The sequence below is a fragment of the Acidithiobacillus sp. 'AMD consortium' genome, assembly GCF_008926505.1.
GTDB classification, from domain to species: Bacteria; Pseudomonadota; Gammaproteobacteria; order Acidithiobacillales; family Acidithiobacillaceae; genus Acidithiobacillus; species Acidithiobacillus ferridurans.
On the sequence record NZ_CP044411.1, the window covers coordinates 1,386,349 to 1,412,784 of the forward strand.

A 26,436-nucleotide genomic window follows, 5' to 3' on the forward strand; every position below is an offset into this window, starting at 1 on the left:
AGATGTCCTGCGGCAGGAAAAGCGGGGTTCGTCTACCGGGTAGACGATCTCAGGAAGCAACAAATTGTCTCGCTCATGTTTTTTTCTCGCTCCACTTCGTTCCGACCTTCTTGGCATCCTGCTTGTCCGGCCACCAGCAGGACTGGCAGCCCTCGCACTTGAAAAAGGCGTCGCCTTTCTTGGTCTTCAGGGTAATGGTCGGTTTTTTGCAGTCCGGGCAGGCGGGGCCAGCCTTTTGTCCGCCGCCCCGCGTTTTTCTGGTAGACGCCTTACCCCGCGCGCTCGTGGCGGACCGCGCTTGCCCAACGGCGATGGTCGCTGCCTTGGCTGCTTCGATCATGCGAGAAACGAATTTGCGCTGGGCTTCCTCGAACTGCTGTAGCGTCACGCGGCCCTCAGACACGGATGACAGGGCATCTTCGCAGCGTGCCGTCAGGACGGGATCCGTGAGGTCTTTGGGCAGCGCGTGAACCAGCGCCCGCCCTGCCTGGGTGGAGAGGATCTGCTTGCCTTTGCGCTCCATGAATCCCCGGGTGAGCAGTGTTTCGATGATGCTAGCCCTGGTGGCCTCAGTCCCCAGGCCAGAGGTTTCCTTGAGTTTGGCCTTGGCGGCCTCATCCTCCACCACCTTATGGATGTTGCTCATGGCCTCGATGAGCGACCCATCCGTAAATCGTGCCGGCGGCTTGGTCTGTTTTGCCTGGACATCTGCATCCTGGACGGTCAGAACCTGGCCTTTTTTGAGCGCCGGGATCGGCTGGGCGGGGGTGTCATCATTATCGTCATCGGTCATCCCATACACGGCTTTCCAGCCTGCGGAGACCGGGATGTTGGCAGTCGCCTTCCAGTCCTCGCCGGTGCAAGTCAGTAGGGCCTTGATCGCCCGGTACACATAGGGCGGATAGAACTGCGCGAGATAGGAGCGGACGATGATCTCGTAGACTTTGGCCACTGCGGGGCTCATAGTGCCCTGCATGGAGCCGGTCGGAATGATGGCGTGGTGCGCCGTCACTTTGCCCGTATTCCAGATGGCCGACTTTCGGTTAGAATCGGCGGCTTTCACCAGATTCGCAAATCCGGCTTTTGCTAGGCCGGACAGTATCTGTCCGGCATCCCCATGCTGTTCTTCCGGTAGATAGCGGCAATCGGTCCGGGGATAGGTCGCCGCCTTGTGCTCCTCGTACAGCGCCTGGGCCGCATCAAGGACATTTTGTGCCGACATGCCGAGCTTGGCGGAGCAGACCTTTTGTAACTCTGCAAGGGAGAAGCCTAATGGGGCCTGCTGCTGCTTTTCCACGCTGGTGAAGTCCTTCACCGTCGCCTTGCCTTCCGCCTTGGCCCGGGATACCAGCCGGTCAGCGGCTTTCCCGTCGGTGAGATACCCTTCGGCATCGACCCCCTCGAAATCCTCCCGCAACTCCCAGGTGGCCCAGAAGCCCGCGTTGATGCGCGGAACGTAGTAGTCCTTCGGCTTGAAGTGCTCGATCTTCTCATCACGGGCCACGACCAGAGCCAAGGTCGGCGTCTGCACCCGACCCACGGAGACGACCCCAGCGCCGCTGTTGCGCAGGGTGAAAGCACGGGTGAGATTCATGCCCATGAGCCAGTCCGCGCGGGCACGGGCTTCGGCTGAGTTTCGGAGATTCTGGTAGTCCTGGTTATCCTTGAGCGATGCCAGCGCCTTACGCACGGACTGCTCATCGAGGGCGGCCAGCCAGATCCTCAGGGTTGGTCCTTTCCAGCGGAGTTCCTCCAGGACCTCATCCACCAGCAGCTGACCCTCTCGGTCCGGGTCGCCGGCATTGACGACAGACGAGGCTTTCTTGAGCAGGTCCCGGATCACCTTGATCTGGGCCTTGGCGTCATCCTTCGCCCGCTTCTTCCATTGCTCAGGAAATATGGGCAGTTCCTCAAATCGCCATTTCTTCTTGCCCTTTGGCGTGGTGGGAACATCATCAGGCGTATAGAAGTCCGGCTCTTCCTGCTCGAATATATGGCCGAAACACCAGGTCACGGCGATATCCACTCCGCACTGGATGAAGCCATTCCCTTTGCTCTTCGATCCGGGCAAATACTCGGCGATCCCTTTGCCCAGGCTGGGCTTCTCGGCGATGTATAGTTTCATCAGGCACCCTCAATCGTCTACCGGGTAGACGCTCTGCGTCACCCCAACGCGAGGGTATAGATCGTTGTTGGGTCGGTTACTGTCTGGTTGGCAGACGTTATATCCGAGCGACCAAGATGCAGCGGGAGCGGTCGTTCAAATTCGGGCGGATTGACGTAGAATCAAAAAAGTAGGACGGTTGTAGCCGAGGAGATCCAGAAATGTTATAGGGCAATGTCGGGTGTTATGCTGCAAACCCGGCGCAGTACAATTTACGTTAGGTCCGCAGGAAGCCACCATGAAATTCACTGCATCCGAGTTCCTCGCCTTTGCCAGAGTCGTTCAGTCTGAGGAATGGCGCACGCTGTCGCAAAAGAAGGCGTATCGATTCACGGTCGAGGATCGGGGGCTCAGGGTCGTTCCTTCAACTGGTGACGAACGCTTGGTTTCAAACTGGGAGATTGCTCGCTTCTGTGAGACATACAGCCAATCAAACTCCGTCAAGACCAAGGACTACTCCAAACTCTTCAACAAATCGTACCTTCTGCCCGTCGCTCACTCCTTCGATCCGAAGCGGGTTGAGTTTTCGCTCGCGGATGAGGTTGTGGACACTTCCGATCTGCACGAGGGGGCAGTGCGGTTGGTCTCCGTAAACGCCTATGAACGAAATGCTGAGGCGAGGCGACGGTGTGTGGAAGCTCACGGTTCAAGTTGCGTCGTCTGTGGGTTTTCTTTCGCGCAGGTTTACGGCGATGTTGCAGCAGGCTTCATTCACGTCGATCATTTGTCGCCCATTGCGCTCAAGGGTGGCAATTACAAGGTCGACCCTGTGTCAGATTTGCTTCCTGTGTGTCCCAACTGCCATGCAGTCATTCATCTGCGGGGCGGGTGCATGTCGATCGAAGAACTGAGGGGCCATCTCCGTGCGCGTACCTAACCTGGCGGTCAAGCAGACAAACATCGGCGAGGCACGCCCGCTTGCTTCGTTGGTGCCGAGCGCGCCGCTGTTTGCCACTTACCTTTTGCGTTGGGCATCAATTCAGGTCACCGCTAAAAGGGAAAGTCTATGAATGCCAAAGTAGTATCTTGTCGTTGTGGTGCCGTGGAATTACGTATTACCGGCGAACCTATCGCGCAACTCTATTGCCATTGCGATGACTGTCAGGCAGCTCATGCGGCAGCGTATGTTCCTGTCGCAATCTACCCGGCACAGGCTGTGGAAGTCGTCAAAGGAAATCCTATTCCGATGGCAGTCAATACACTTCCAAGAATGCGCTGTGCAGAATGTGGCACACACCTGTTCAATGACGTTGTAAGTCATGGTTTGCGAAATGTGAATGGGTACCTTCTCCCAAAAGAGGAGTTCAAACCCCAATGCCATGTTCAGTGCCAATACGCAGTTCTTCCCGTTGTCGATGATTTGCCACATTACAAGGCGCTTCCTGCTGCATTCGGCGGTTCCGATGAGGTCGTTCCCTGGTGAGCGCGTGATGCCCAACAATCGCTTCGAGAGGGACGCTCCGCCAGCAAGCTTCGCTTGCTGGCGGAGCGTCCCTCAAGCTGCACGTTGGGCATCTGACTTGGTTTGAAGCCTATGGGTTCTTACACAGACCTATCAATCGACGATTACCCGATATTGGTGACGAAGAGCTTTGTCATTCCGGAAGTAATGACGGTGTTCCAGGAATCCGATAAGCAAGTCATTACTAGGAAAGTGTCCGAGAGAAATGAACTGGTATGGGGAAAGGTAAGTCCAGATGAAGACCATGATGAGGTTGCAGTCACTTATAACTGCGAAGTCTGGAAGGCAATCGAGCGACTCGACGTTATGGGTTTTACGATGCGTCGAGTACGCAAAGATTATGAGGATGTACGAATATCGGAAGTAGAAAAATACACATCTTGGCTTGGCGACAATGACGATGGTTCGTGCTGCGATGATCTTAACTATTTCACCAACCTCACATTTGACCGCTATGTGGAAGCACTTCGCACCGTGCTGACGCAGCGCATCCGGCCTCGCCAATTTGGCGACACGGACATCGATCTTGACCCCGTCGTGAAAAGAATTGTTGGTGATCATGAACGCTATGCTTTTGGCTTTCTTGGCACAGACATTCGCTCCTTCATTCGAGTAGCTTGTGAGCTTGTTCCGAATAATAGCCAATTAGTACAGGACATTACCGGGGTGGCGCACGCTGGATACTACGAGGAGGACGAACCGGTTTGCGCCAATTCAACCCGAGCACTTACCGCAGGGCACCCAGAAAATTCAGCTCGGATCATCCTCACAGAAGGTTCAACCGACGTTGAGATTCTACGAGAGGCACTTGCACTGCTCTATCCACATCTTTTCGGCTACTACACCTTTCTGGATTTTGCGTCTGCTCGGCCCCAAGGCGGAGCGGGAAGTCTTATCACAACAGTCAAGGCATTTGTGGCGGCGGGCATTTCAAATAGAATAATTGCCGTCTTCGACAATGACACTGCAGCATGCGATGCAAGGCGTTCGCTTGCTTCACTCCAACTTCCGCAAAACATTGCTGTGTGCAGCTACCCCAATCTAAGTTCGTTGGAGGCCTATCCCACCTTAGGTCCTAGCGGTCTTGTCCCGCTCAATGTCAATGGCCTGGCGGCCAGCATCGAGCTTTATCTCGGAAAGGACATACTCACCAACGGCGAAGACTTTCCCGTTCAATGGAAAGGCTATGTCGAATCACTCGGAAAGTATCAAGGTGAAGTGATGTACAAGGGGCGCCTCCAAGAACGATTCCGCGAAAAAAGTGCACGATGCAAATCATCTACAGATGAGATCAACCGCTACGACTGGTCTGGCCTGAAAGCAATTCTCGAAGTAATTTTCCATGCCTTCGATTAACCGATGCCCAACCGATTATTTCACCAGACCTGCACGAAAAGCCGCGCAGGTCTGTTAATTCAGACGTGTGTGCCTAGGAGCCTCTCACGACCGGTTTGATTATCGGGTTCCCAACTCCAATGACCGCTTCCAGTCTACTGCCGACCATCAGGGCTCAAGGCGACAGGGCAGCGGAAGCTGTCATTCACAGGTCTGTAGGGCAGTACTGCAATCGTTGCTCACATAAGGTCACCTCACAGGTTGTAATGAAACCATCCCTCACGAGAGGGCTGAGGCTCTATGTTGAATTCAGATGCTCACACTTGCCACCACATCCTCCGCGCATCGGCTTCGTCCAACAGTGTTTTTTCCTTGACTGAGGAGTCCACTATAACCTACGGTTAACTTGTTGGTGGAGTTGGTATAATTATTATCCGCTAACATTAAAATATCGTGATTTATTTTTGCCACTTACCCAGTGAGGTGTAATGTCATGAGCAAGATCAGAGACGAAGTATTATCAGCGAATAGTAAGTATACTAAAGATTTTGGAGACAAGGCCAAGCTTCCTATGCCTCCTGGTCGTAGATTTGCCATCTTAACCTGTATGGATGCTCGCTTGGATCCGGCAAGGTATGCCGGACTGGCTGAAGGAGACGCTCACGTCATCCGTAATGCCGGTGGCAGGGCAAGTGATGATGCCATCCGTTCTTTAGTGATTTCCTATAAACTATTAGGCACACGAGAATGGTTTGTCATCCATCATACGGACTGTGGTATGCAGACATTCACAGATGAGATTATGTGCAATCTTTTGCGCAGCAGTCTTAAAGGAGCAAGCATTGATGCGAGTGGTTGGCACGATGCGGGTGGCGGTGGTGGCTCTACAGAAGGCGATTATATTAAATGGCTTACTATTGGTAAACAGGAACCAAGCGTTCTGGAAGACGTGCAACGCATTCGTAATCATCCACTAGTACCCTCAGATATTCCAATCTATGGCTACATCTATGACGTGCATAGTGGGAAGTTGGTTGAGGTTCCAGAAGCGTGTGCAGCCGGGCGTGCAAAAAATTAACCCTCTTTCGGTTCAGTTAAATCTCTTCGAGTCTAATTCCCCAATGCTTGCAGAAAAATCTAACAAATACTACCTGAAATAAGACCCGCGGCTTGCTGTTGGGTCTTTTATTTGTTTGGAATGCAAAATGTCCAGCATTCGATCAACGCCTTGGACCTAATGACCGCTTTCAGTCTGCAGCAACCATCCACTTCTCCGCAATCTACCGCTTTCCTTCGCCCATCGGCAAACATCTTCATCGCTCCTTGTCCCTCTGCCCAAGGAGATACCCAAGGTGTCGTCTCCCCTTCAGGCCGATTCCTGATAGAATCTGATCAGTCCAGGGGGTTGTCCATTGCCGGATCCAAATTCAGAGCACGGTGCCGAACTCCGCAAGATCATCCATGTGGACATGGATGCCTTCTTTGCGGCGGTGGAGCAAAGGGACTATCCCGAGCTGCGGGGTCAGCCCGTCATCGTCGGCGGCGATCCTGCCGGCCGGGGCGTTGTGGCCACTTGCAGCTATGAAGCCCGCCGCTTTGGCATTCACTCCGCCATGACGGCGGCACGGGCCCGCTCCCTCTGCCCGCAGGCAATCTTTGTCCGTCCCCGCATGGAAGCCTATCGAGAGGCCTCCCGTCAGGTTATGGCTATCCTGCGCAGTTACACACCGCTCGTGGAGCCACTGTCGCTGGATGAGGCCTTTCTGGACGTCACTGCTGCCACCGCCGATGGTATCCTGGCGGTCGAAATCGCCCGCGAGATACTGGACCGCATTCATCGGGAAACGAGGCTGACCGCTTCGGCAGGGGTCTCCTATAATAAGTTGCTCGCCAAGCTCGCCTCCGACTGGCGTAAGCCCCAGGGGCTTTTCGTTATCCCGCCCAAACGTGGTCTCGACTTCTTGGCGCCGCTGCCCGTTGGCAAACTGCATGGTGTGGGCCCGGCCACTGTAAAAAAACTATCCGCTATGGGTATCGACACCGTCTCGGATCTGCGGGCGATGGCGCAGGAGAGGTTGATTAGGTGTTTCGGTAAGGCTGGAGCTTGGTTTTACGAAGTGGCGCGGGGGATCGATAGGCGGCCCGTGCAGCCGACCCGCCAACGGAAATCGGTGGGTACCGAGCGGACCTTCTCGGAAAACCTGGAGGATCGAGGGACCATGCTGGCCACGTTACAGCAGATGGCCGAGCAGGTTGCGGCCCGTCTCCAGGCACTCGCCTTGGCGGGCTACACGGTGAACATCAAGGCACGTTTTCCCGATTTTGCCACGGTCACCCGAGCGCATACAGCGACCGAGGTCACCGGGAACACGGAAGCCATCGCGGCGTTGCTAACAGAACTACTGGATAGAGCAGTTCCCCAGGGTGCGTCCGTGCGCCTGCTAGGAATCACAGTGAGCGGCCTCGTCCAAATCCAGGCGGCGAGCCGAGGCGCCCGCCAGCTGAACTTGCTGGACGGAATCCCCGATCTGCGGTAAGAACATGGCAAGAGAATGGGCGGTGATGCAGCGTTTGCAGTCATTCAGAAATTGGTGGGCAGCACGTAAAATCGCCCGGTGACGTTTGCTGCGCATAGAACAATCGACAAGTTGATAGACAGAATCAGGGTCAGAAATGGCCCCGAAAGTGTCCAGAAACGAAGTGTTGATTAAACGTTTTTTTACATTTTTCCTGAGAAAGGTCAGATGCGGCTACTGCATCATTTTCGCCACGATAATAAACGTATCGCTTATCATGTATTTTATGCACGCAAAGATTTTGCGATATGGCCTTCTCGAAGAAAAAGTAATCCTCCCAGAAACGCAAGTTGGGAAAACCACCCAAAGCATGAAAAATCTCTGCACGCACTACCGAAGTAGCGCCCTGACACGTATCCATTATATGAATGGTTCTACTATTATCTCGTGCATCCATCACCGTATAAAGATTTCCATCGACAACCAAGCCGCCAAATAGCATATCCACCTCGTGATGCTCCTGAATATACTGAAGACAGGATTGTAGATAATCAAGTAAATATGCATCATCAGAATCCAATCGTGCTATTCACCGAGTATTCAAGTGCCACGCACCATGTCTTCCATAATAGAACGCACCTTATTTAGTGAATGATCTGTACTGCCGTCATCTGCAATGACACATGAAACATTCGTAACCGTTTTAGTCTTTAATTAAAGAAAATATCTTTTAAGAAATTGTTCTCTATTAAACACAGCTATTATCACACCACAAAATGGTTTTATATCATCAGACATTACAGCCATAAAGCAGAATCCCCCTTGTTTCGCTCTTGCTTGGATGCTTGACCTTGCCCCGTCGGGTTCTCGTTGCCATTTTCTCCGGTGAGAGTGCTTGACACCGTAATGGTGCTGTGCGACCGACCCTTGGTAAAAAGTCAGAATCACTACCATACCCTTTATTGTCTCGTTTCTCTCCGCCTCTTGGAGCGGTTTTCCTGCTTTTTGGAGGTCGTGCCGACCCGCTCGCGGCGCAGCTTCCTCGAAATCCTCTGCCGGACTCCAATTTCGCAGATTAAAGCCAGTTCGCGAACAGGCGCGCGAACGATTCCTTGAATCTTTCAAAGATCGACCGCTTCCGCCATTGCTTCAGAGTTATCTTCTTTGAATTCCGCAAGTCGTTTTCGAACATCGCCTCCATTTTGCCTGCAAAGTCCTTCCCTACTATGACGGCGTTAACCTCCTTGTTGTTTGCGAAGCTCCACATGTCCAGATTCGTGGAACCTACAGTTGACCATATACCGTCTATCACTGCGGTTTTCGCATGGAGGATACGCCCTTTCAGCTGGTAGATTCTGACTCCGGACTTAAGGAGATGGGTATAGTAAGATTGCCCGGCATATACTGCGATCGGGACGTCGTCCTCGGTCGCAAGTATTAATTGGACGTCCACCCCCCGCATTGCTGCGCCGGTTAGTGCGTTTATAATTGCCCTATTCGGCACGAAATAAGCCGCTGTAACGTGGATGTAATTTTTGGCATTTGAGAAAGCGGTATAATACATCAAATAAGTCAGGCGATTCCGCTCCCCGGGTCTGCTCCCTATGGCCATGACGTAGTCATCGCCTTCTTTCTTGAGAGGAGGAAAGTAGTCCTGTTCTGGTAATATGGGGCCCTTGTGCCGTTTCCAGGTATCATAAAACAGTCTCTGGAATGCGGCGACCGCCGGGCCTTGGATCATGACGTCCGCGTCCTTCCAAGGTTTTGCCGCGTTTTTTTCGTCCCCGCTGCTAGCCTCATCGCTGGTGATGTTGACTCCACCCGTGAATGCCGTCTTTCCGTCAACCACCAATATCTTGCGGTGATCGCGGTGGAAAGGATCTGTTAGGTTGTATTTGATGACGTTGACACCACCCGCCCGCAAGCGTCGGAAGAAGGCGGCGGGCGTATCTATACTGCCGATGCTGTCGTATATAAGGTTTACCTGCACACCCTCAGCCTGCTTTTGAAGTAGAAGACCAGCGAATTTCCGGCCAGTTTTATCGTTGCTGAATACGTACGTCTCAAGATTTATGTTGTCCTTTGCGCCGCGAATGGCCTCCAGCATCATTGCAATGGCCTCGGGTCCAGTCAGAAGCGTCGCTTCGTTGCCCGCGATAATCGGCTTGCCGGTTATCTCCTCCATCAGCTTTAACTGCCGCGTCAGGATACTCGTGGCGCCTGATTCCTTCTCGAGATTGTCCATAAGCGCCTTGCTCTTGGCCGGAGGCAGTTCCCTTCCGTTGCTTTGGATCTCGGGTGGCCCGGTCACCGGCAATGCCGCCAAGCGTTCAGCGTTAGGCAGGTTTGAAGCACAGCCAGACATGAGCATGCTCAGCGTGAGAAGCGCGTAGAGGAATTTATTTTTTGCCATAAATGCCTCTAGTTTAGACCGGAAAATTACAATGCAGTATAGATCAAAGAATCTGGAGATGCCTGAGGAGGCGCACCCGAGTCCGATCTATACCTGGCCAGGAATCAGACTCAGAGCGAGGGTGAGAGGGATGAACTACGAGGAAATCGAGATCCCAGACGAGCTGCTTTGTGGGGGAGCTTTTATCGAGGCGGGGGCGCCAGACCTGCTCATCGCCGCAGCTTGGGCCATAAATGGGCATCGGTGCCCTGTTGACCATTTGCAGCAAGCAGAACCAGAGGAAGACATTGATGATGCGGAGTGAATCAACTCTCAACGCGATCCCGCAAGACCTGCGTAAAGAGCTTTCCTTGCTTGCTGACTTGCTTCCGGAGCAAAGCCCTTTGCCATATGCAAAGGCCAAACTCCTGGTCCTGTCTTGGAGCAGACTCGGCCAGGATGCCCTGGCCTGGGCCGGAGCAAACCTGATCATCAAGATTGATCCAGCCCCCTACGAATCCGGAGATCCGGCATACGGCCCCACTCCCATGCAGACGGTGAACCGATCGGTTGACCTTTGGAAGCCGTTCTCACCTGAGCACTGGCGAGAGCATGTGCGAGGAATGAGCCTGTTCGACCTGGCTGTTTACCTGAAACTAAAGGTAGGAACGTGGGGAACGACACCGATAGCCCGCCGGCGGCATGTCACAAAAGATCGGCTTGATGGTATTGGACTTGGGTGTCAGATTCATCCTGCCAACTCGACTACCTCGCTCTTCATATGTGGCGAGCGATCGCTGCTTGAGATTGTTGAATTAGACCTTGCGGACCAGATCAAGTGATGTTTTGCGCACCACTTTGGAGCTGGCTGGCTATGTCGGATTTGTACCGCGCGGAGGGACATTGGTGGTGTGGGCCGGAGCGCAGATCTGCTTAGTAGTGACGGCAGAGGTTGAGTGCATTCTGAGTGCAATTTGTTGCACTCTACTGGCTGTCAACGCCTTTCAGTTCCTTTTTAAATAAGTATCCACAAGCATGCAAATGCCTTCACACGGCAGGGGTCGCAGGTTCGAACCCTGCACCGCCCACCAGATAAAACAAAATGTTAGGCGCTACCACGAGCGCCTTTATTTTTCTCTGTGTAATTTCTGGCGTAAATCCGCTAAAAGCCGCGTCCATAGCCTTTCTCTGGGCTGGAGCCCTACGCCCAAGGCGGGTACGGTCTTCGCCTTGGTTTATACCTTAGCTACAAGTCGCGACGACGGCTCGACCGGCGGGATCGGGGTTTCCATGTGAGTTGGTTGGCACTCATAACCCGTCTTGCCTCGCCAGTTCTTTGAGTGCGTAAATCAGGTCTAGGGCCTGTCTGGGGCTGAGTTGGTCCGGTTCCACCTGGCTCAATCGGTGTACCGCCGGATGGGGAGCGGCCTGGAAGAGGGAGAGTTGGGCGGGCGCCGGTTGGCTGAGCGACGGCCTGGAACTTTCTTCCAGTTGACGGAGGCGTTGGCGGGCGCGCTGCACAACCGGGTCAGGAACCCCGGCAAGCCGGGCGACCGCCAGTCCATAACTCTGCGCGGCTGGACCACTCTCTACCCGATGTAGAAACACGACCTGATCGCCTTGTGTCAGAGCGTCGAGATGGGCATTGCGCAAACCGGGCATATCCAGCTCCGTCAATTCAAAATAGTGAGTGGCAAAAAGTGTGCGGGCGCCCCGTTCCGCCAGGGCTTCCGCTGTGGCCCAGGCGATGGACAGGCCGTCGTGGGTGGCCGTACCCCGACCGATTTCATCCAGAATCACCAAGCTTTGTGCCGTGGCGAGATGGAGGATACGCGCCGTTTCGCTCATTTCCACCATGAAGGTGGAACGACCTCCGGCGAGATCGTCGGCGGCGCCGATACGGGTGAAAATCTGGTCGATGGGGCCGATGATCGCTTCGCGGGCAGGCACCCAACTGCCGATGTGGGCGAGCAGGACGATGAGCGCCGTTTGCCGCATGTAGGTGGATTTGCCGCCCATATTGGGACCGGTAATGAGCAACATACGCCGTTCTTCGTCAAAATCGAGATCGTTCGGGACAAAATTGCTGCCAATCTGAGCTTCGACGACCGGATGACGGCCGTCATGGATGTGTAACACCGGTTCCGCGACGAAATGCGGGGCGCTCCAGTGCAGGGTGACGGCGCGCTCGGCCAGTGTGCTGAGCGCGTCCAGTTCGGCGACTGCGGCCATGGCGTCCTGTAAGGCCGGCACCTCGGGTGATAGGGTTTCCAGCAGTTGCGTGAAGAGCAGACGTTCCCGGCTCAGGGCCAGACTTTCCGCCGAGAGGGCCTGGTCTTCAATCGCTTTCAATGCATCATTGATGTAACGTTCGGCGTTCTTGGTGGTCTGGCGGCGGCGATAGTCGTCGGGAATGGGGCCCTGGTAACTGCGGGCGATTTCGATATAAAAACCATGTACCCGGTTGAACTGGATTTTGAGCTGAGCGATGCCGGTGCGCTGGCGCTCCTGCTGCTCCAGGTCACGCAGCACCTCCTGCAGATTCCGGCTGAGTTGCTGCAGGCGATCCAGCTCCGCATCGTGGCCGGCACGGATGTAGCCTCCATCCCGCTGGGTCATGGGTGGAGTGTCCACCAGGGCCTTTTCCAGCAGGATGCGGAGGCTGACGAAAAGCGCTATGCGCTCATGAAAGACGTCCAGGGCGGGATGCCCTGTTTCCTGGAGGACGAGCCGCAGTCCGGGGAGTGCCTGGAGGGTGCTGCGGAGCTGGGCGAGATCGCGGGGGCTGGCGTTGTTCAGGGCTATGCGGGTGAGAATGCGTTCGGCGTCCGCGATACCGTGCAAGGCTTTCTGAATGGCAACCGGTCCGCTGCCTGGGGTGAGTGCGGCGACGACTTCCTGGCGGGCCGCCACCACGGGTCCTTGCCGCAGCGGCCGCAAGAGCCAGCGGCGGAGCAGGCGCGCACCCATGGTGGTCTGGGTTTTTTGCAGCAAGGCGAGCAGCGTAGGGCCATTCCCATGCATGCTTTCCACCACCTCCAGCGCCCGTAAAGCGGTTGCGTCGAGATGGAGCTCCTCCTCGGCGCGCTCCGGATGAATCCGCTGGATTTGGCTCAGACTGCTGCGCAACCGAGTCTCGGCATAGTTCAGGAGTGCGGCGGCAGCGCGCAGGGCGAGGGGCCAGTCATTACACCCGAAACCCACCAGCCGTTCTCCGAAATAGCGTTCAAGTACTGCATCGCAGCGTCGCGTCTGAAAGCCGGTTTTCTCCAGAAATTGCAAGTTTTTCGGGTCGATTCCAGGGGGGACCGACGTATCTTCCGGGGCGATGATTTCGGCGGCAGGGCGGCGCGCGAGCATATCCGCGACAGCCGTGTCGGCCACTTCACGCACCATGAGGCGGCCGCCGGCGGCGTCCAGCCAGGCCATGCCGCAATGTGTGCCTTCCGGACACAGGGCGAGCAGCAGGGGCTCCTGTCCGCCATCCAGCAGGGCACCGTCAATGATGGTGCCGGGGGTGATGATCCGCACTATGGCGCGTTCCACCGGACCCTTGGCAGTAGCGGGGTCGCCGATCTGCTCACCGATGGCCACTCGTTCGCCCAGACGCACCAGTTTGGCGAGATAGCCATCTACGCTCTGGACGGGTACCCCGGCCATGGGGATGGCCCGTCCCGCGCTCTGCCCGCGGCTGGTGAGAGTGATGCCGAGGAGCGGGGCGGCCTTTTCGGCGTCGTCAAAAAATAGTTCGTAGAAATCCCCCATGCGGTAGAACAGCAGGGCATCCGGGCACTGTTCCTTGAGCTCGAAGTACTGGCGCATCATGGGGGTGTGCCGAAGGGCGCCGGGATCATTCACCGGGCCGGCGCCCCGTTCCCGCTCCGCAAGCGGCGGGGCGGGTGTGCTGCGCTGTTCCATCGCGACGGGTTGCTTGTTTTTCGGCTCAGGCCGATGCCATCCGATAGATCTCGTCCTTGAGGGCGAGGCGGCGTTTTTTCATTTGTTCCAGCACGCTCTCGCCGGCGGTAGCATCGTTGCGCTCGATATGTTCGATTTCCGCGGTGAGGGCGTTGAACTCGTCAAGGGCCTTGGCAAAGTGCACATTACTTTGTTGCAGGACATCCATGTGGGCCGCGAGTTGGGGAAATTCCTTTTTCAGATCCTGGTGTTCCGTTTGCATCTTGCGCTCCTTCCGGTTGCCTGGGCCCGAGATCAGGCCTAGGGTGCTAGCCTACGAACTGCAAATTAGCATTGTGCCCGTTGGCTGGGCAAGCGTCTGCGTCCTTGTGGTTGAAGGAAACGGGAGTGGGCGTTACCATGAATAACAGCAAATATGACTTCAAGGGCTCCAAGACGATCAGGAAACGGGAGGTGCAAGCCAGCATCCAGGGGATCAACTGCGGGTGTCGGGCAAGCGCAGGGACAAGTTGCAGACGATCATTGCCGCTTGCGCGGGCAGGGTTTTCGGTTCCGCCCCTACGGTTCAGTAATTTTCGGGATTGACCATGAAAGACGCTGTCCTGCGGGCTAGGCACTCCTTGATGCCCACAGATCGTCCTTCGACCGGGCCGACGCTGCGGGCCAGTAAGGGGCGGTTTCGGCTTCTGCAGGTCTTGGGCGGCGATGGCCGTGGCGGGGCGGACCAGGTTGCCCTGGCGTTGGCCGATGGCCTGCACGAGCAGGGTTTTGCGGTGGCGTTCTTCGTGCCTGAGGGCTTCGTGCGCCATCAGCGGGAGCGCCTGCGCGGGCGGGCGGTCACCGTTGCCCAGTCATTTTCCCCCTTCAGCGTAGCGACCCTGGGGGCCCTGCGCCGGGCGGCGCAAGGGACTGATCTGGTGCTTACCCATGATTCCCCGGCCCGGCATCTGACCCTGACGGCCAAGGCCCTGGGTGACCTGCAAGCCCCTTTGTGGTTCATGCGTCATTGCATCGTGCGCCCGCCGGCCCTGCCCTGGGCGCCTTGGCAGCGGCTCTGGGTGGCGCATCAACTGGCCGCCAGCGAAGTGATCGCCGAGAGTCTCGTCGCCAGTGGCTATCCTGCCCAGCGGGTCACCCGTCTTTATGCGGGCCGCGATCTCTCGTCTTTTTTCACGGCAGACTCTCCGACCATCGGCGTGCTGCGGGGCCGTCTCGGCCTTGATCTCCATCCGGCGCCTTTTTGCATCGGCATGGTGGCCCGTTTCGATCGCTGGTCGGGCTGGCATCCCGAGGTGGCGCATCCCAAAGGCTTTGATGTGCTTTTCGCAGCCCTGTCGCGGCTGGATTTTCCCTATCGCGTCCTGCTGCTGGGTCCGCCTCATCCAGAAGACCACGAAGCCCTGCGCGCCATGGCCCAGATCCACGGCGCGCGTCCCGACTGGCTGATTTTTCTCGGCTTTCAGAATGACATCTCGGCCTATTATGGGCTGATGGATGTGAATGTCCTACCCTCGCGGCGCGAGGGGCTGGGTCTGGCGCTGGTGGAAGGACTGGCCGCCGGGGTGCCGGTGTTGGGTAGTGGCAGCGGCGGTATTCGCGAAGTGATCCGGGATGGGCACAATGGTTTTTTCTTTCCGGAGGGTGACGCTGTCGCCCTGGCAGGTCTGTTGATCCGGCTGGCGCAGGATCCGGAGTTGCGGCGGCGCCTGGGTGAGGAGGGCAGACGACAACTGCAGGAGGCCGCCTTTGATGAAGGCCACCTCGTGGATGGTTTTATGGACTGTTTGGCACGGGAGCATCCGGTCTCTGTGCAAGGCGAGAGGATGCCGTAACGCGGTGGGGGAAAGGGCAGTGGGGTGTAGGCGCGGTATCATCACAGGAGCGCAACGGGTGGAAGCAGTGGAACAGCAATTGCAGGCATTGGTGGGGCGGCCGCCCTGTTCAACCGCGAGGTAGTGTTTCCCTGGCGACGATGGTGGGATGCCAAGGCGGATGCGGCCCCAAGGATGACCGCAGGGCGGATGGTGTGTGCCATGCTTGCGGAAGCATCGTCCTTCCCGCCGCGCGCAGGAAGGACGCCGGGATCAATTGCGGTTGCCGCCGAAAATTTCGAGCAGCGCCATGAAGAGGTTGATGATATCCAGATAGAGACCGACGACCAGCAGGACTGGCTCCTGAATGCCGCCGCGAATCATCCGCTGGGTGTCAAAAAGGATCAGGCCGCTGAAGACCAGCACCAGGACGCCCGCAATGGCGAGTTGCAACGCGGGGATGTGCAGTAAGAAGATGTTCAGCAGAGAGACCACGATGGCCAGCACCAGACCGGTGATCAGGAAACCGCCGATGTTGCTGAAATCCCGTCGTGTGGTGACTGCATAGGCGGAAAGTCCGACAAACATGGCTGCGGTAGTACCCAGGGCTTCGGCGATGATGGAGGCGCCGCCCGGCATCCGCAGATACATCTCGATGGCGGGACCCATCATCATGCCCATGCCACCCGCAAACAGAAAGACCAGGGGGACGGCGAAGGGGCTGCGATGCGCGCCGGTGTACTGCACCGCAAAGAGCAGGGCAAAGGAACCGATCATCAGGATGAAGGGATGTTCATAGGCAAACGGCGAATGCATGCCGTAAATGGACGCTATGGTTGAAACGACAAGCGTGGCCGCAAGCAGTGCATAGGTCTTACCCATCAGCGTGCCGATGGCTGTGCCGCTGCCCGACCCGGGCGGATTCATGCTGTCCGGAAATTGGTAAGGGTTCTGGTCCTGATTCATGTCTGACTCCTGTGAATGATCACGCCGCTAGCATAACGTAAATTACGTTTTCTCGCCTCTTTCCGAGGAATGGGGACGCCGGAGGAAAAAAGCAATACCTGGGCAAAGCGGCCGGGCAAACAATGAGATGCTGCGTTTTCAGCAAAGTTCCCCAGGCACGGGCGCTTGCCCTAGGCGAGACAGGCATTTACCCTGCATCTTTTCGCCGGGTCCCGGACGAGGTTTTGCATGCGCGCATTGATTTTTGATACAGAAACGACGGGTCGGGTGGAGCCTGAGCTGATCGAGGCCGCCTGGCTGGCGGTAAGCGATCTGCGGACGCTGGAGGTCGAGGAGCAGTTCGTGCAGCGTTATCGGCCGGCCAAGCCCATCGAGATGGGAGCCTTGGCGGTGCACCATATTCTTGAGGAGGACCTCCTCGAGAGCCCGCCCGCCAGCAGTTTTCGCCTGCCCGAGGACACCGGGTACCTGGTCGGTCACAGTATAGATTACGACTGGGGTGTGATCGGCAAGCCCGACGTTAAACGCATCTGCACCTATGCCATGACCCGCAAACTCTGGCCCGAGGTGGACAGCCATTCCCAGTCGGCATTGATGTACCACTTCAGCAAGGATAAGAGAAAGACCCGGGACAACCTCAAAAATGCCCACTCGGCACTGGCCGACGTGAAGTTCTGCCGGATTCTGCTGAACAAGGTCATCCTCTCGGTACGGCCCAATTCCTGGGAAGATTTATGGGAGTTCAGCGAGCGCGCCAGGATTCCCGAAACCATGCCCTTCGGCAAGCACAAGGGTGTGAAGATAGCCGACCTGCCCGATGATTACCGGCGCTGGGCTCTGAACAACCTTACCGATATGGATATCTACCTGCGCAAGGCGCTGGAAGCCTGAGCTTCGGCAACCTTGTTCAACAGCAGGGTGCCGGTTTCCCAGCCGCTGTGACCGGCGGCGATGAGCCCGTCTTCGTGGCCGGCCATCCGGATGAGCAGCGGTAAGTGTGTCTTTCCGGCAAGATCGGATACGGCCAGGGCCATGGCGGGGGTGCCGTATTCCGCATCCGGGGGAGTGGCCGCCAATCCCAGAGCTGCCGCCTGTCGCCAGAGCTGCGGATGGTGGATATGAAAAACCCAGCAAATATCAGGATGGGCGTCATAACAGGCGGCATGGCTGAGGGCCTCCGAGGAGGGCGGCTGTGGTCCTTCGGCACAGATTCGGTTATGGACGATGTCCCAGTGGGTGACCTGACAGAAATGTTCCGGCGCCAGCGCCCTGAGGTGAGCAGTCTGGGTGGCGGTGATCAGAAAGCCGCTGCGGCAACGACAGCTCACGTTGCCAAAACCGATACCGCCGTAACGGGCGGGGTCTGCGCCGATCAGTCCATGGGCGTGCAGGACATCGCGCCAATGGCTGAGGGTGGCCCGGAGTGCGCAGGCGATGACCGGCCCCGCCTGCCAGTCCAGTTGAAATTTGATCACGCCTTCCTGAGTCATATCCCGCCTCAATGCCTGACGAAAATGCGGTGTAACAGCCGGTACCAGCCCGGCACCCTCCTTGGCCGGTGTGCTTTTGCCTCCGGGGGACGGCGCGGGGGCAGGGGGACATTCAGTGGATAGATATCCACCAGTGTTGCGCCCCAACTGCTGCGATCGTTGGCGAGATGAAAACCCCGGACCACCGGCTCGCGCCGGAGAATGGCATGTACCGTTTCGCGCAGCACGCCTTTGCCTTTACCGTGGATGATACGGATTTTCGTGATATGCCTGGTCCGACAGGCATGAAGATATTCGCGGATCAGGTCGGGCACTTCCTGGGGGCGAAAGGAATGCAGGTCGAGGACTCCGTCGATGGGTGCCTGTACGGGATGCGTATTCGGCTCGGGGGTTGTCACCGGTTCGCACCTTCAGCGCGCGGTATCTGGGCCGGGATGCCAGCCATCAGAGTAAAACCCGCTCGATACCCCCCTGGTGCGCGGCATCGATAAAACCTTGCTGCCACTGGGGGCCAAGTATCTTGCGCGCAAGTTCCACGACGATGTAGTCGGTGTCGAGACCCGTATCTTCACGGTAGCGTTCCAGACCCTGCTGGCAGGCTGGGCAACTGGTGAGCAGTCTGACGTTGCCGTCCTTGGCCCGTGCGCCTCCGGTGAGTTGCAGGATGCCCTCCTTGAGGATCTCTTCCTTGCGGAAACGGAGCTGGGTGGCGATGTCCGGGCGACTGCTGGCCAGAGTGCCCGCCTCACCACAGCAACGCGCGGAGTCCAGCACCTGCTGCCCGAGTAATTGCGACGCCACGGCCTGGGGTTTGTGGGTTTTCATGGGACTGTGGCAGGGATCGTGGTAGAGATACTGGACGCCCTCCACACCATCGAGGGCGACGCCCTTTTCCATCAGGTACTCGTGAATGTCCAGCAGGCGGCAGCCGGGGAAAATCTGCTGAAACTGATACTGCAGAAGTTGATCCATGCAGGTGCCACAGGACAGAATCACGGTCTTGATATCCAGGTAGTTCAGCGTGTTCGCTACACGATGAAAGAGCACCTGATTGCGCACGGAGACTTCCTGGCCTTTGTCTTCCTGGCCACCGGCCGTCTGCGGATAGCCACAGCAGAGATAGCCGGGTGGCAATACGGTCTGCGCACCGACGTGGTGCAACATGGCCAGCGTAGCCAGGCCGATATCGCTGAAGAGCCTCTCGCTGCCACAACCAGGAAAGTAGAATACCGCATCGCTGTCCTCCGTCACTTTGGTGCTGTCCCGGATGATGGGGACGGTTTTATCGTCGACGATGGCGAGGAGCTGGCGCATGGTCCGCGCGCCCATGTCCGCAGGCAGTGGTTTGCGCAGGAAGTGGATGACTTCGGCGCGCAACGGGGCCTTGCCGGTGGTGGCCGGCGGTGGTCCCTTGGGTAGCAGTGGCTTGAAGATTCTGTGGGCGAGTGCCTGCGCTTTATAGGCGGTTTGCAGCACACCTTGCCGTATCAAATGAACCCTGCGTGGTTCCGTGGAGTTGAGGTAGAGCATGGCCAGACGTGTGCCCATATTGAACGATTTTTCTCCGCGAGCACGGAGAATGTTGCGCATCTGAATGGAGACCTTGCCAAAATCGATATCCACTGGGCAGGGGGTCTCACATTTGTGGCAGGTGGTACAGTGGTCTGCCACGTCGTTGAGGGCTGCAAAATGCTGCTGGGATACTCCCCGCCGGGTCTGTTCCTCGTAAAGGAAGGCCTCGATGAGCAGACCGGTCGCGAGGATTTTGTTGCGTGGCGAATAAAGCAGGTTGGCGCGGGGGATATGGGTCATGCAGACCGGCTTGCACTTGCCGCAGCGCAGGCAGTCCTTGATCTCACGATTCAGGGCGCCCAGCGCGCTGGCTTCCAGTAACAAGGCTTCCTGCTCCACCAGTTGTAGTGAAGGCGTGTAAGCGGTTTCCAGCCCGGAACCGGCCAGCAGTTTACCCGGATTGAAGAGATTGTCCGGATCGACCTGTGCTTTGTAGCGGGCAAAGGCTGCAATTTTATCCGGCTCCATCCAGCGCATTTTGGTGATACCGATGCCGTGCTCGCCGGAGATTACGCCGCCCAGGCCCAGGGCGATGGCCATGATCCGGTCCACTACCCGGTCGGCTTCCTGGAGCATGGCGTAATCACTGGAAAGCACCGGAATATTGGTGTGAATGTTACCATCGCCGGCATGCATGTGCAGCGCGACAAACAGGCGGGTCCGGCGTACCTCCTCGTGGATTTCGCGGATACGTCCGCGCACTGCGGCAAACGCATCACCCGCAAACAGGGCCTCCAACGGTTTGCCCACATGTTCCCGGTAGCTCACCCGCAGGACACCGCGTAGCAAGAGGCTGGCCAGTGTGTCGCCTTGATGCACGGCAGACAGCATATGGACATCCAGCAATTCGGGATGCTCCATGGCCGGCATGTCCAGCTTCTCCAGCAGGGATTGCCAGCGCCCGCGTGTGTTGCTGATCAGTGCCCTGGCAGCGGACTTCTTGGCGTCGACGATGGCCTGATCCTCGCTGCTGTCTTCATAGTCCTTGGCCTTGCGGACTTCGGCCAGATCGCCGGCGACATATTCCTCCAGTGCGCTCAGGCTCGCCAGCTTACTGTGGATGGCCTGCTCAATGTTGATTCGCTCGATTGCGCGGCTGTACTGCGCCAGATTTTCCAGAGGAATGACCACATCTTCATTGATTTTGAAGGCGTTGGTGTGGGCGGAAATGGCTGCGGTACGGCTGCGGTCGGCCCAGAAGCGGCGTCGCGACTCGGGTGTGGTAGCGACAAAGCCTTCGCCGCCCCGGGCGTTGGCAATACGCACCACCGCCGCTGCTGCCGCGCCGGCCGCACCGGGGTCGTCACTGGCGATATCGGCGAGCAGCAGCATTTTCGGGCGTTCGTGGCGGGGAGCCTTGTTACTGTACTTGATGGCTTTGAGATAGCGCTCATCCAGATGCTCCAGACCGGTGAGCAAGACGTGCTCCAATCCCTCCACATAGGATTTTACTTCGACGATAGCGGGTACGGCGGCATCCAGATCGCTGCCATAAAATTCCAGACAGACCGTGCGTATATGGGCAGGCATCCGATGCAGCAGGAAACGTCCGGAAGTGATGATCCCGTCGCAGCCTTCCTTCTGGATGCCAGGGAGACCGCCGAGAAACTTGTCGGTGACATCCTTGCCCAGCCCCGCCTTGCGGAAGGCGGTACCAGGCAGGATTAGTGTTTCCGGCTCTCCCAGCGCCGTGTGCCCATCGGCGGCAAAGCGGTTCAGGCGAAACCGGACTTCCGGCTGATCGTGAATCCGGCCAAGATTATGATTCAGGCGCTCCACTTCCAGCCAGTTGCCGTCGGGGGTCACCATGCGCCAGGAGAGCAGGTTGTCCAGGGCCGTGCCCCAGAGTACCGCCTTCTTGCCCCCCGCATTCATGGCGATATTGCCGCCGATGGTGGAGGCATCCAGGGATGTCGGGTCGACGGCGAAGACCAGTCCTGCCGCGTCGGCCGCGTCGGCCACGACCTTGGTGACCACGCCCGCACCAGCGAAGATGCTGTGGACGGCGCCGTTCAGGCCGGGTGGTATGACCTTTTCCACCGCTGAAATCTGCTCCAGCTTTTCGGTGTTGATGACCGCACAGTGGCGGCGCAGAGGAATGGCACCGCCGGTATATCCGGTACCACCACCACGCGGGATGATGGACAATCCGAGTTCCCGGCATGCGGAGACCATGCGCTGGACCTCTTGCTCGTCCACGGGGTAGAGGACGACAAAGGGCAATTCCACACGCCAGTCGGAGGCATCGGTGACGTGAGAGACGCGCGCGTAGGCGCTGAAGTCCACGTTGTCCTTTGCGGTGATCCGGAGCAGGCGGCGCTCCGCTTTCCTGCGCAGCATCAGATCTTCATCAAATTGCCGCGTAAAGCCGCTCACCGCCGCGCGGGCGCTGTTCAGTAGACGGAGTACCAGCGGATTCCCGTCGGCGCGACCGGCAATGTCGTTCAGGCGATAAGCCAGGGCATCCCATAGGGCCTGGCGGCGGCGCCGATTCTGCGCCAGGTCATCCTGAATATAGGGGTTGCGCTGCACCACCCAGAGGTCGCCCAGCACTTCAAAAAGCATTCGTGCCGAGCGTCCGGTAACCCGCCGCTCCCGTAGGTCTTCCAGCAGTCGCCAGGCATCCGCTCCAAGCAGGCGATGCACGATCTCTGCGTCAGAATACGAGGTGTAATTGTAAGGAATTTCGCGGAGGCGATGATTCATCAGGAAATGATGACGTTATCAATGAGCCGGACCTGGCCAAGCCGGGCAGCCGCAAACCAGCGTGCTCCAGGCTGTGGTAAGGCAAGGGACTGCAAGGTCTGCGCGTTGCGCAGTTCCAGATATTCCGGCAGGAAACCCGCCCGTTCAAGGCGTTCCCAACCCGTCGCGGCAAGATCAGACACCTTTGCGTCGCCGGTACTGCGCCGGGCGAGGTCGAAAAGTGTTTCCGCGAGGAGCGGGGCTACCTGCCGTTCCGCCAAGTTCAGATAAGTGTTACGGGAACTGTAGGCGAGCCCGTCTGCCTCTCTTTGCAGCGGCCCCGGCAGGAGCTGCACGTTGAGGTTCAAATCGGCCACCATCTGCTGAACGATGCGCAGTTGTTGATAGTCTTTCTCTCCGAGAATGAGTATTTCCGGCGCGACCATGTGCAACAGTTTGCTGAGCACCGTGCAGACTCCGGCAAAATGACCGGGGCGGCTGGCGCCGCAAAGCACCTTGCTGAGGCTGCGCGGCGGCATGACGATACTGATATCCTGGCGTCCCCGCGGATACATCAGCCCGTCATCCGGGGTAAATATGGTCTGGCAACCGGCCTCATGCAGGCGTTGCAGATCCTGGTCCAGGGTGCGCGGATAGTTCGCGAAGTCTTCCCCGGGTCCAAACTGCAACGGATTCACGTAGATGCTGACCAACACATGTTCGGCACGGTTGGTGGCCAGCCGCACCAGCGCGAGGTGGCCTTCGTGCAGGTTGCCCATGGTGGGTACCAGGGCCAAAGTGCCATGCAGACTCTGACGCCACTGGCGCAACCCGGCTATATCCTTGAATATCGCCATATTAACGTTTTCGGCGCGGCGGGAACTGGCTGTTACCCACTTCCCGCACATATTCGGCCAAGGCGTCCCTCACGATCCTTCCGCCCTCGATGTAGCGCCGCGCAAAGGGCGGGCTTTCGGTTCCCAGTCCTAGCAGGTCGTGTATTACCAGCACCTGGGCATCCGTATCCGGCCCCGCGCCGATGCCGATCGTGGGTATGGTGATATCGCGGGTAATATTTGCCGCCAGCGCATCGGGAACCGCTTCCAAAACCAGGAAGCGGGCACCCGCATCCGCCAGTGCCCCGGCGTCGGCCTGCAAGCGACGTGCACTGTCCGCATCGGTGCCCTGTCGCTGAAAACTGCCCCACTGCCGTACTCGTTGGGGAGTCAGGCCGATATGGGCGCAGATGTTGATGCCACGTTCGGCACAGAAGGCCACGGTGGAGGCCATTTCCGCACCTCCCTCCAGCTTGACCACATCGGCGCCGGCGCGGAGCAGAGTTACGGCTGTAGCCCAGGCCTGCTCCGGTCCTTTTTCATAGCTTCCAAAGGGCAGGTCGGCAAATACCAGACAGTCACCCGCTCCTCGCACCACCATCCCGGTGTGATAAGCCATCTGCTCCAGAGTAACACCGAGGGTATCACCGCCGCCGCCGACCACCATGCCGAGAGAGTCGCCCACCAATATGCCATGTACCCCGGCCTCGGCGGCAAGGCGGGCAAGGGGATAGTCATAGGCGGTCACCACGGCGCGTTTGATGCCGCTTTTTTTGTCCTGCACCCAGCGGGCGATTTTCTTATGCATCTTGCTCCTCAGCGTCTTTCAGGCGATGCCTGACGGCGTCGATCAGTCGTTCAGTGTGCCGCGGATCGTGGACAAAATCTACCTGCGCCGAATCGACATTCATGCGGGGCAGGGCATAGTCGGCCTGCCACGCACGGTAAGCCGCCTGCACCCGCGCCAGATAATCAGGCGCCAATGCCTGTTCGTAGGCATCTCCACGGGCCCGGATGCGTTTCATCAGGACCGGCAGCGGCGCATCCAGGAATATCATCAGATCCGCGGGTGCAGGGTGAAAATCCAGCGCCATGCGCAACGCATTAAAAAGATGGCGCTCTTCCGCATCCAGAGTGAGAGGGGTAAAAATTTCGTCTTTACGGGCGCTGTGGTCGCTGATGATCCAGGGGCTGTCATCTCTATGCCGCCACCGCTCACGGCGTTGCATGAAAAACTGCAACTCGGTCGCCAGCGCGGCGCCCGGACCCTGGTAGAACCGGGAGAGAAAAGGGTTTTGGGCTGGTTCTTCGAGGATCATCCGTCCGCCCAAGGATTGGGCCAACAGCCGGGCAAGGCTGGTTTTACCGGCGCCCATGGGGCCTTCGATGCTGATGATGCGGGGGCTGGTCATGCCTGGACGGAACGACTCTGGTACATATCCATCTCAGGGGCATGATCCGGGATGCAAATCACGGATTGATCGGCCACTGCGGACAGGTGTCGGGCGATGCACCCGCAGCCGGGAATGATCAGTTCCGGATCAAACTCGGCAAGAGGCACAAGCACGAAGGCCCTTTCGTGCAGGCGGGGGTGGGGCAGGGTGAGTTTCGGATCAGTCGAGTGTGTGCTTCCGTAACTTAGCAGGTCGAGGTCCAGCACCCGCGGACCCCAGTAAATTTCCACGGCGCGGCGGCGCCCCGCCGCTGCCTCCAGCATTTGCAGATGACTGAGGAGATCGCGATCCGGTAACGCCGTCTGCAACCGGGCGACTGCATTGATAAATGCAGGCTGTGGAACACCACCCACTGGTGCTGTCTGGTAAAGATGGGAATGCCACAGCAAGGTGCTTTCGGGTACGGTGGCCAGGGATTCCAGCGCCTGTCGCACCTGCGCCACGGGCAAGTCCAGGTTGCTGCCGATGCTGATCCAGGCGATCACGGTTGGATGGACGGCAGGATGCCTTGTCTGATAAGCCATTGTCGCGCGGTTTCCTTATCTTCGATCTCGCCATCCAGGTGGGCTTCGTACAGGCGGCGCAGTACCTTACCAAGTTGAGGGCCGGGCGCCAAGCCCATGGCTTGCAGATCCCGACCGCTGAGCGGCGATTTCAGACCACGCTGCTTCAGCAGATAGTGGCGGCCACTTTCGGCAACGACGCCGCTTTCCGGATGCTCTGCAAGCAGCGCGAGTATGCCGGGTAGCGATAGCGCCGCCCATAATTGCGCCGCCGCACTGGGGCGAGTGGCCTTCGCCAGGGCCGCTGATACTTCGGACAGGAATTGCAGATCCCTCAGAATATGGTGACCGTCGGCCACAGGCCAACAGTGTATGCGTTTCTCCGCCTCTGCCCAAGGGATATGCCGCCAGAGCAGGGTCAGCAATACGGCGGTATCGAAAAGTTTCTCGTCAGGGAAGTGGTGGTGAAACCAGGTGATCTCCTGTCGACCGCGCTGCATGCTGGCAAGGAGCGTCTCCGGTTCCGGTGGTGCCGGGCGCAACAGAGGCCATAACTGCCAGGCATCCAGCCTTTCGAAAACCCCGGCGAGATCGTCCAGTTCAAGCACATACTTCAGCTCACGCCATAAACGTGCGCCGCTGAGCCGGGCGAAAACATCCCGGGCCAGTGCCGTCTTGAGCAGAATATGGGTACCAGGTTCCAGTCGAAGGTGAAAACGCACGGCAAAACGCAGTCCGCGCAGCATGCGGGTGGGGTCATCCACAAAGGAAAGGGGGTGCAGCACCCGCAGCAGGCCGAGTTGCAGATCCATGCGTCCGCCATGGGGGTCCAGGAAGCTGCCAAAACTGCTCGGATCCAGGGAGATAGCCATGGCATTGATAGTGAAATCGCGGCGGGCGAGATCCGCGACGATATCGCCGGGCCGTACTTCCGGCAGAGCGGCAGGTGCAGGGTAGTGCTCGACGCGGCAACGCGCCAGATCCAGCCGGAATCCGTCGGGGTACTCGAGGATGGCGGTACCAAATTGTGGATGATAGGTACATTGCATGCCGGACAACTGGGCGGTGCAAGCTTTAGCGACGGCGCGGACATCTCCCTCTATGGCCAGATCCGTGTCCGGTGCAGGATGGTTTTGTAGAAGGTCGCGAACGCACCCACCTACCAGATAGGCCGGTGTGCCGAGCCGTGCAGCGGTTCTGCCGATATCCTGCAGACGCTGCAGGCGCGCCTCGCCCCAATGCTGCCGCAGCAACTGGTGGATCTGTGCTGCGGATGGGGGGTTGTCGGTGCCGGATACGGTCTGGTGAGAGTTCAGCGCGGTTCGCCCCATA

At 58.0% G+C, this 26,436-nt stretch carries 23 protein-coding genes and 1 pseudogene; 10 read left to right on the top strand and 14 right to left on the bottom strand.

The features are described from left to right. Positions 1-73: 73 nt before the first annotated feature. Positions 74-2,125, bottom strand: coding sequence for a DNA topoisomerase 3 (locus tag F6A13_RS07245; RefSeq protein ID WP_012536731.1), 2,052 nt, complete (start codon positions 2,123-2,125; stop codon positions 74-76). A 277-nt stretch (positions 2,126-2,402) separates the two neighbouring features. Between F6A13_RS07245 and F6A13_RS07250 the strand changes: the two genes are divergently transcribed. The 5 genes from F6A13_RS07250 to dinB all read left to right on the top strand — a co-directional run bounded on the left by F6A13_RS07250 (position 2,403) and on the right by dinB (position 7,498). Further along, positions 2,403-3,041, top strand: coding sequence for an HNH endonuclease (locus tag F6A13_RS07250; RefSeq protein WP_012536732.1), 639 nt, complete (start codon positions 2,403-2,405; stop codon positions 3,039-3,041). A 129-nt stretch (positions 3,042-3,170) separates the two neighbouring features. Then, on the top strand, positions 3,171-3,587 hold the full coding sequence (locus F6A13_RS07255) for a GFA family protein (RefSeq protein ID WP_012536733.1): 417 nt from the start codon (positions 3,171-3,173) through the stop codon (positions 3,585-3,587). Between the two features lie 111 nt (positions 3,588-3,698). Further along, positions 3,699-4,982, top strand: coding sequence for a HEPN/Toprim-associated domain-containing protein (locus tag F6A13_RS07260; protein WP_012536734.1), 1,284 nt, complete (start codon positions 3,699-3,701; stop codon positions 4,980-4,982). Between the two features lie 472 nt (positions 4,983-5,454). Further along, positions 5,455-6,039: a beta-class carbonic anhydrase gene (locus tag F6A13_RS07265; RefSeq protein WP_012536735.1), complete on the top strand. Its 585-nt coding sequence runs from the start codon at positions 5,455-5,457 to the stop codon at positions 6,037-6,039. 334 nt (positions 6,040-6,373) lie between these two features. After that, complete coding sequence (gene dinB, locus F6A13_RS07270; RefSeq protein WP_012536736.1) at positions 6,374-7,498, top strand: DNA polymerase IV; 1,125 nt, start codon at positions 6,374-6,376, stop codon at positions 7,496-7,498. Positions 7,499-7,628: 130 nt separating this feature from the next. Here dinB and F6A13_RS07275 read toward each other — a convergent pair whose 3' ends face one another. Both F6A13_RS07275 and F6A13_RS07280 read right to left on the bottom strand, forming a co-directional pair. Further along, entirely contained in the window at positions 7,629-7,985 is a 357-nt protein-coding gene (locus F6A13_RS07275; RefSeq protein ID WP_151528139.1) for a hypothetical protein, read from the bottom strand. A 567-nt stretch (positions 7,986-8,552) separates the two neighbouring features. After that, a complete protein-coding gene (locus F6A13_RS07280; RefSeq protein WP_012536737.1) occupies positions 8,553-9,890 on the bottom strand; it encodes a phospholipase D-like domain-containing protein in 1,338 nt (445 codons plus the stop codon). A gap of 130 nt (positions 9,891-10,020) precedes the next feature. Between F6A13_RS07280 and F6A13_RS15355 the strand changes: the two genes are divergently transcribed. Then, the gene (locus F6A13_RS15355) at positions 10,021-10,194 is read left to right on the top strand and encodes a hypothetical protein (RefSeq protein WP_012536738.1); all 174 of its coding nucleotides are present in this window, start codon (positions 10,021-10,023) and stop codon (positions 10,192-10,194) included. Beyond that, positions 10,181-10,711, top strand: a complete 531-nt coding sequence (locus F6A13_RS07285) for a hypothetical protein (protein WP_012536739.1) — start codon at positions 10,181-10,183, stop codon at positions 10,709-10,711. Before F6A13_RS15355 ends, F6A13_RS07285 begins: the two co-directional genes overlap by 14 nt. Before the next feature lie 466 nt (positions 10,712-11,177). Here F6A13_RS07285 and mutS read toward each other — a convergent pair whose 3' ends face one another. Beyond that, positions 11,178-13,787 carry a DNA mismatch repair protein MutS gene (gene mutS, locus F6A13_RS07290; protein ID WP_113525716.1) on the bottom strand — a complete coding sequence of 870 codons (2,610 nt, stop codon included), beginning with the start codon at positions 13,785-13,787 and terminating at the stop codon, positions 11,178-11,180. A 25-nt stretch (positions 13,788-13,812) separates the two neighbouring features. Further along, positions 13,813-14,049: a YdcH family protein gene (locus F6A13_RS07295; protein WP_113525715.1), complete on the bottom strand. Its 237-nt coding sequence runs from the start codon at positions 14,047-14,049 to the stop codon at positions 13,813-13,815. A gap of 205 nt (positions 14,050-14,254) precedes the next feature. On the opposite strand from F6A13_RS07295, the pseudogene F6A13_RS15980 reads away from it, so the two are divergent. Then, positions 14,255-14,359 (top strand): annotated as a pseudogene (locus tag F6A13_RS15980) (DUF520 family protein); the annotation flags it as partial. A 15-nt stretch (positions 14,360-14,374) separates the two neighbouring features. After that, complete coding sequence (locus F6A13_RS07305) at positions 14,375-15,619, top strand: glycosyltransferase (protein ID WP_113525713.1); 1,245 nt, start codon at positions 14,375-14,377, stop codon at positions 15,617-15,619. Between the two features lie 252 nt (positions 15,620-15,871). Here the strand turns inward: F6A13_RS07305 and F6A13_RS07310 are convergent, their stop codons facing one another. Then, a complete protein-coding gene (locus F6A13_RS07310) occupies positions 15,872-16,564 on the bottom strand; it encodes a Bax inhibitor-1 family protein (protein ID WP_009563706.1) in 693 nt (230 codons plus the stop codon). A 228-nt stretch (positions 16,565-16,792) separates the two neighbouring features. Between F6A13_RS07310 and F6A13_RS07315 the strand changes: the two genes are divergently transcribed. Further along, positions 16,793-17,455, top strand: a complete 663-nt coding sequence (locus F6A13_RS07315; RefSeq protein WP_126605361.1) for a putative quorum-sensing-regulated virulence factor — start codon at positions 16,793-16,795, stop codon at positions 17,453-17,455. Here F6A13_RS07315 and F6A13_RS07320 read toward each other — a convergent pair. From F6A13_RS07320 to F6A13_RS07355, 8 genes are read right to left on the bottom strand one after another with little or no spacing between them, the layout of a single operon-like run. Then, positions 17,428-18,054: a class II aldolase/adducin family protein gene (locus tag F6A13_RS07320; protein ID WP_126605362.1), complete on the bottom strand. Its 627-nt coding sequence runs from the start codon at positions 18,052-18,054 to the stop codon at positions 17,428-17,430. The genes F6A13_RS07315 and F6A13_RS07320 overlap by 28 nt on opposite strands. Before the next feature lie 8 nt (positions 18,055-18,062). Next, the gene (locus F6A13_RS07325; RefSeq protein WP_113525711.1) at positions 18,063-18,452 is read right to left on the bottom strand and encodes a Smr/MutS family protein; all 390 of its coding nucleotides are present in this window, start codon (positions 18,450-18,452) and stop codon (positions 18,063-18,065) included. Between the two features lie 46 nt (positions 18,453-18,498). Continuing rightward, positions 18,499-22,332 (bottom strand): DUF3683 domain-containing protein, encoded by a 3,834-nt coding sequence (locus tag F6A13_RS07330; RefSeq protein WP_113525710.1) that lies wholly within the window; start codon positions 22,330-22,332, stop codon positions 18,499-18,501. Beyond that, on the bottom strand, positions 22,332-23,168 hold the full coding sequence (gene panC / locus F6A13_RS07335; protein ID WP_126605363.1) for a pantoate--beta-alanine ligase: 837 nt from the start codon (positions 23,166-23,168) through the stop codon (positions 22,332-22,334). Before panC ends, F6A13_RS07330 begins: the two co-directional genes overlap by 1 nt. Before the next feature lies 1 nt (position 23,169). Next, positions 23,170-23,955 carry a 3-methyl-2-oxobutanoate hydroxymethyltransferase gene (panB, locus tag F6A13_RS07340; RefSeq protein WP_113525708.1) on the bottom strand — a complete coding sequence of 262 codons (786 nt, stop codon included), beginning with the start codon at positions 23,953-23,955 and terminating at the stop codon, positions 23,170-23,172. Further along, positions 23,948-24,559: a deoxynucleoside kinase gene (locus F6A13_RS07345; protein ID WP_126605364.1), complete on the bottom strand. Its 612-nt coding sequence runs from the start codon at positions 24,557-24,559 to the stop codon at positions 23,948-23,950. Before F6A13_RS07345 ends, panB begins: the two co-directional genes overlap by 8 nt. Beyond that, a complete protein-coding gene (gene folK / locus F6A13_RS07350) occupies positions 24,556-25,125 on the bottom strand; it encodes a 2-amino-4-hydroxy-6-hydroxymethyldihydropteridine diphosphokinase (protein ID WP_113525706.1) in 570 nt (189 codons plus the stop codon). The genes F6A13_RS07345 and folK overlap by 4 nt, the downstream gene beginning before the upstream one ends. Then, the gene (locus F6A13_RS07355; protein ID WP_126605365.1) at positions 25,083-26,435 is read right to left on the bottom strand and encodes a CCA tRNA nucleotidyltransferase; all 1,353 of its coding nucleotides are present in this window, start codon (positions 26,433-26,435) and stop codon (positions 25,083-25,085) included. The genes folK and F6A13_RS07355 overlap by 43 nt, the downstream gene beginning before the upstream one ends. Between the last annotated feature and the right edge of the window lies 1 nt (position 26,436).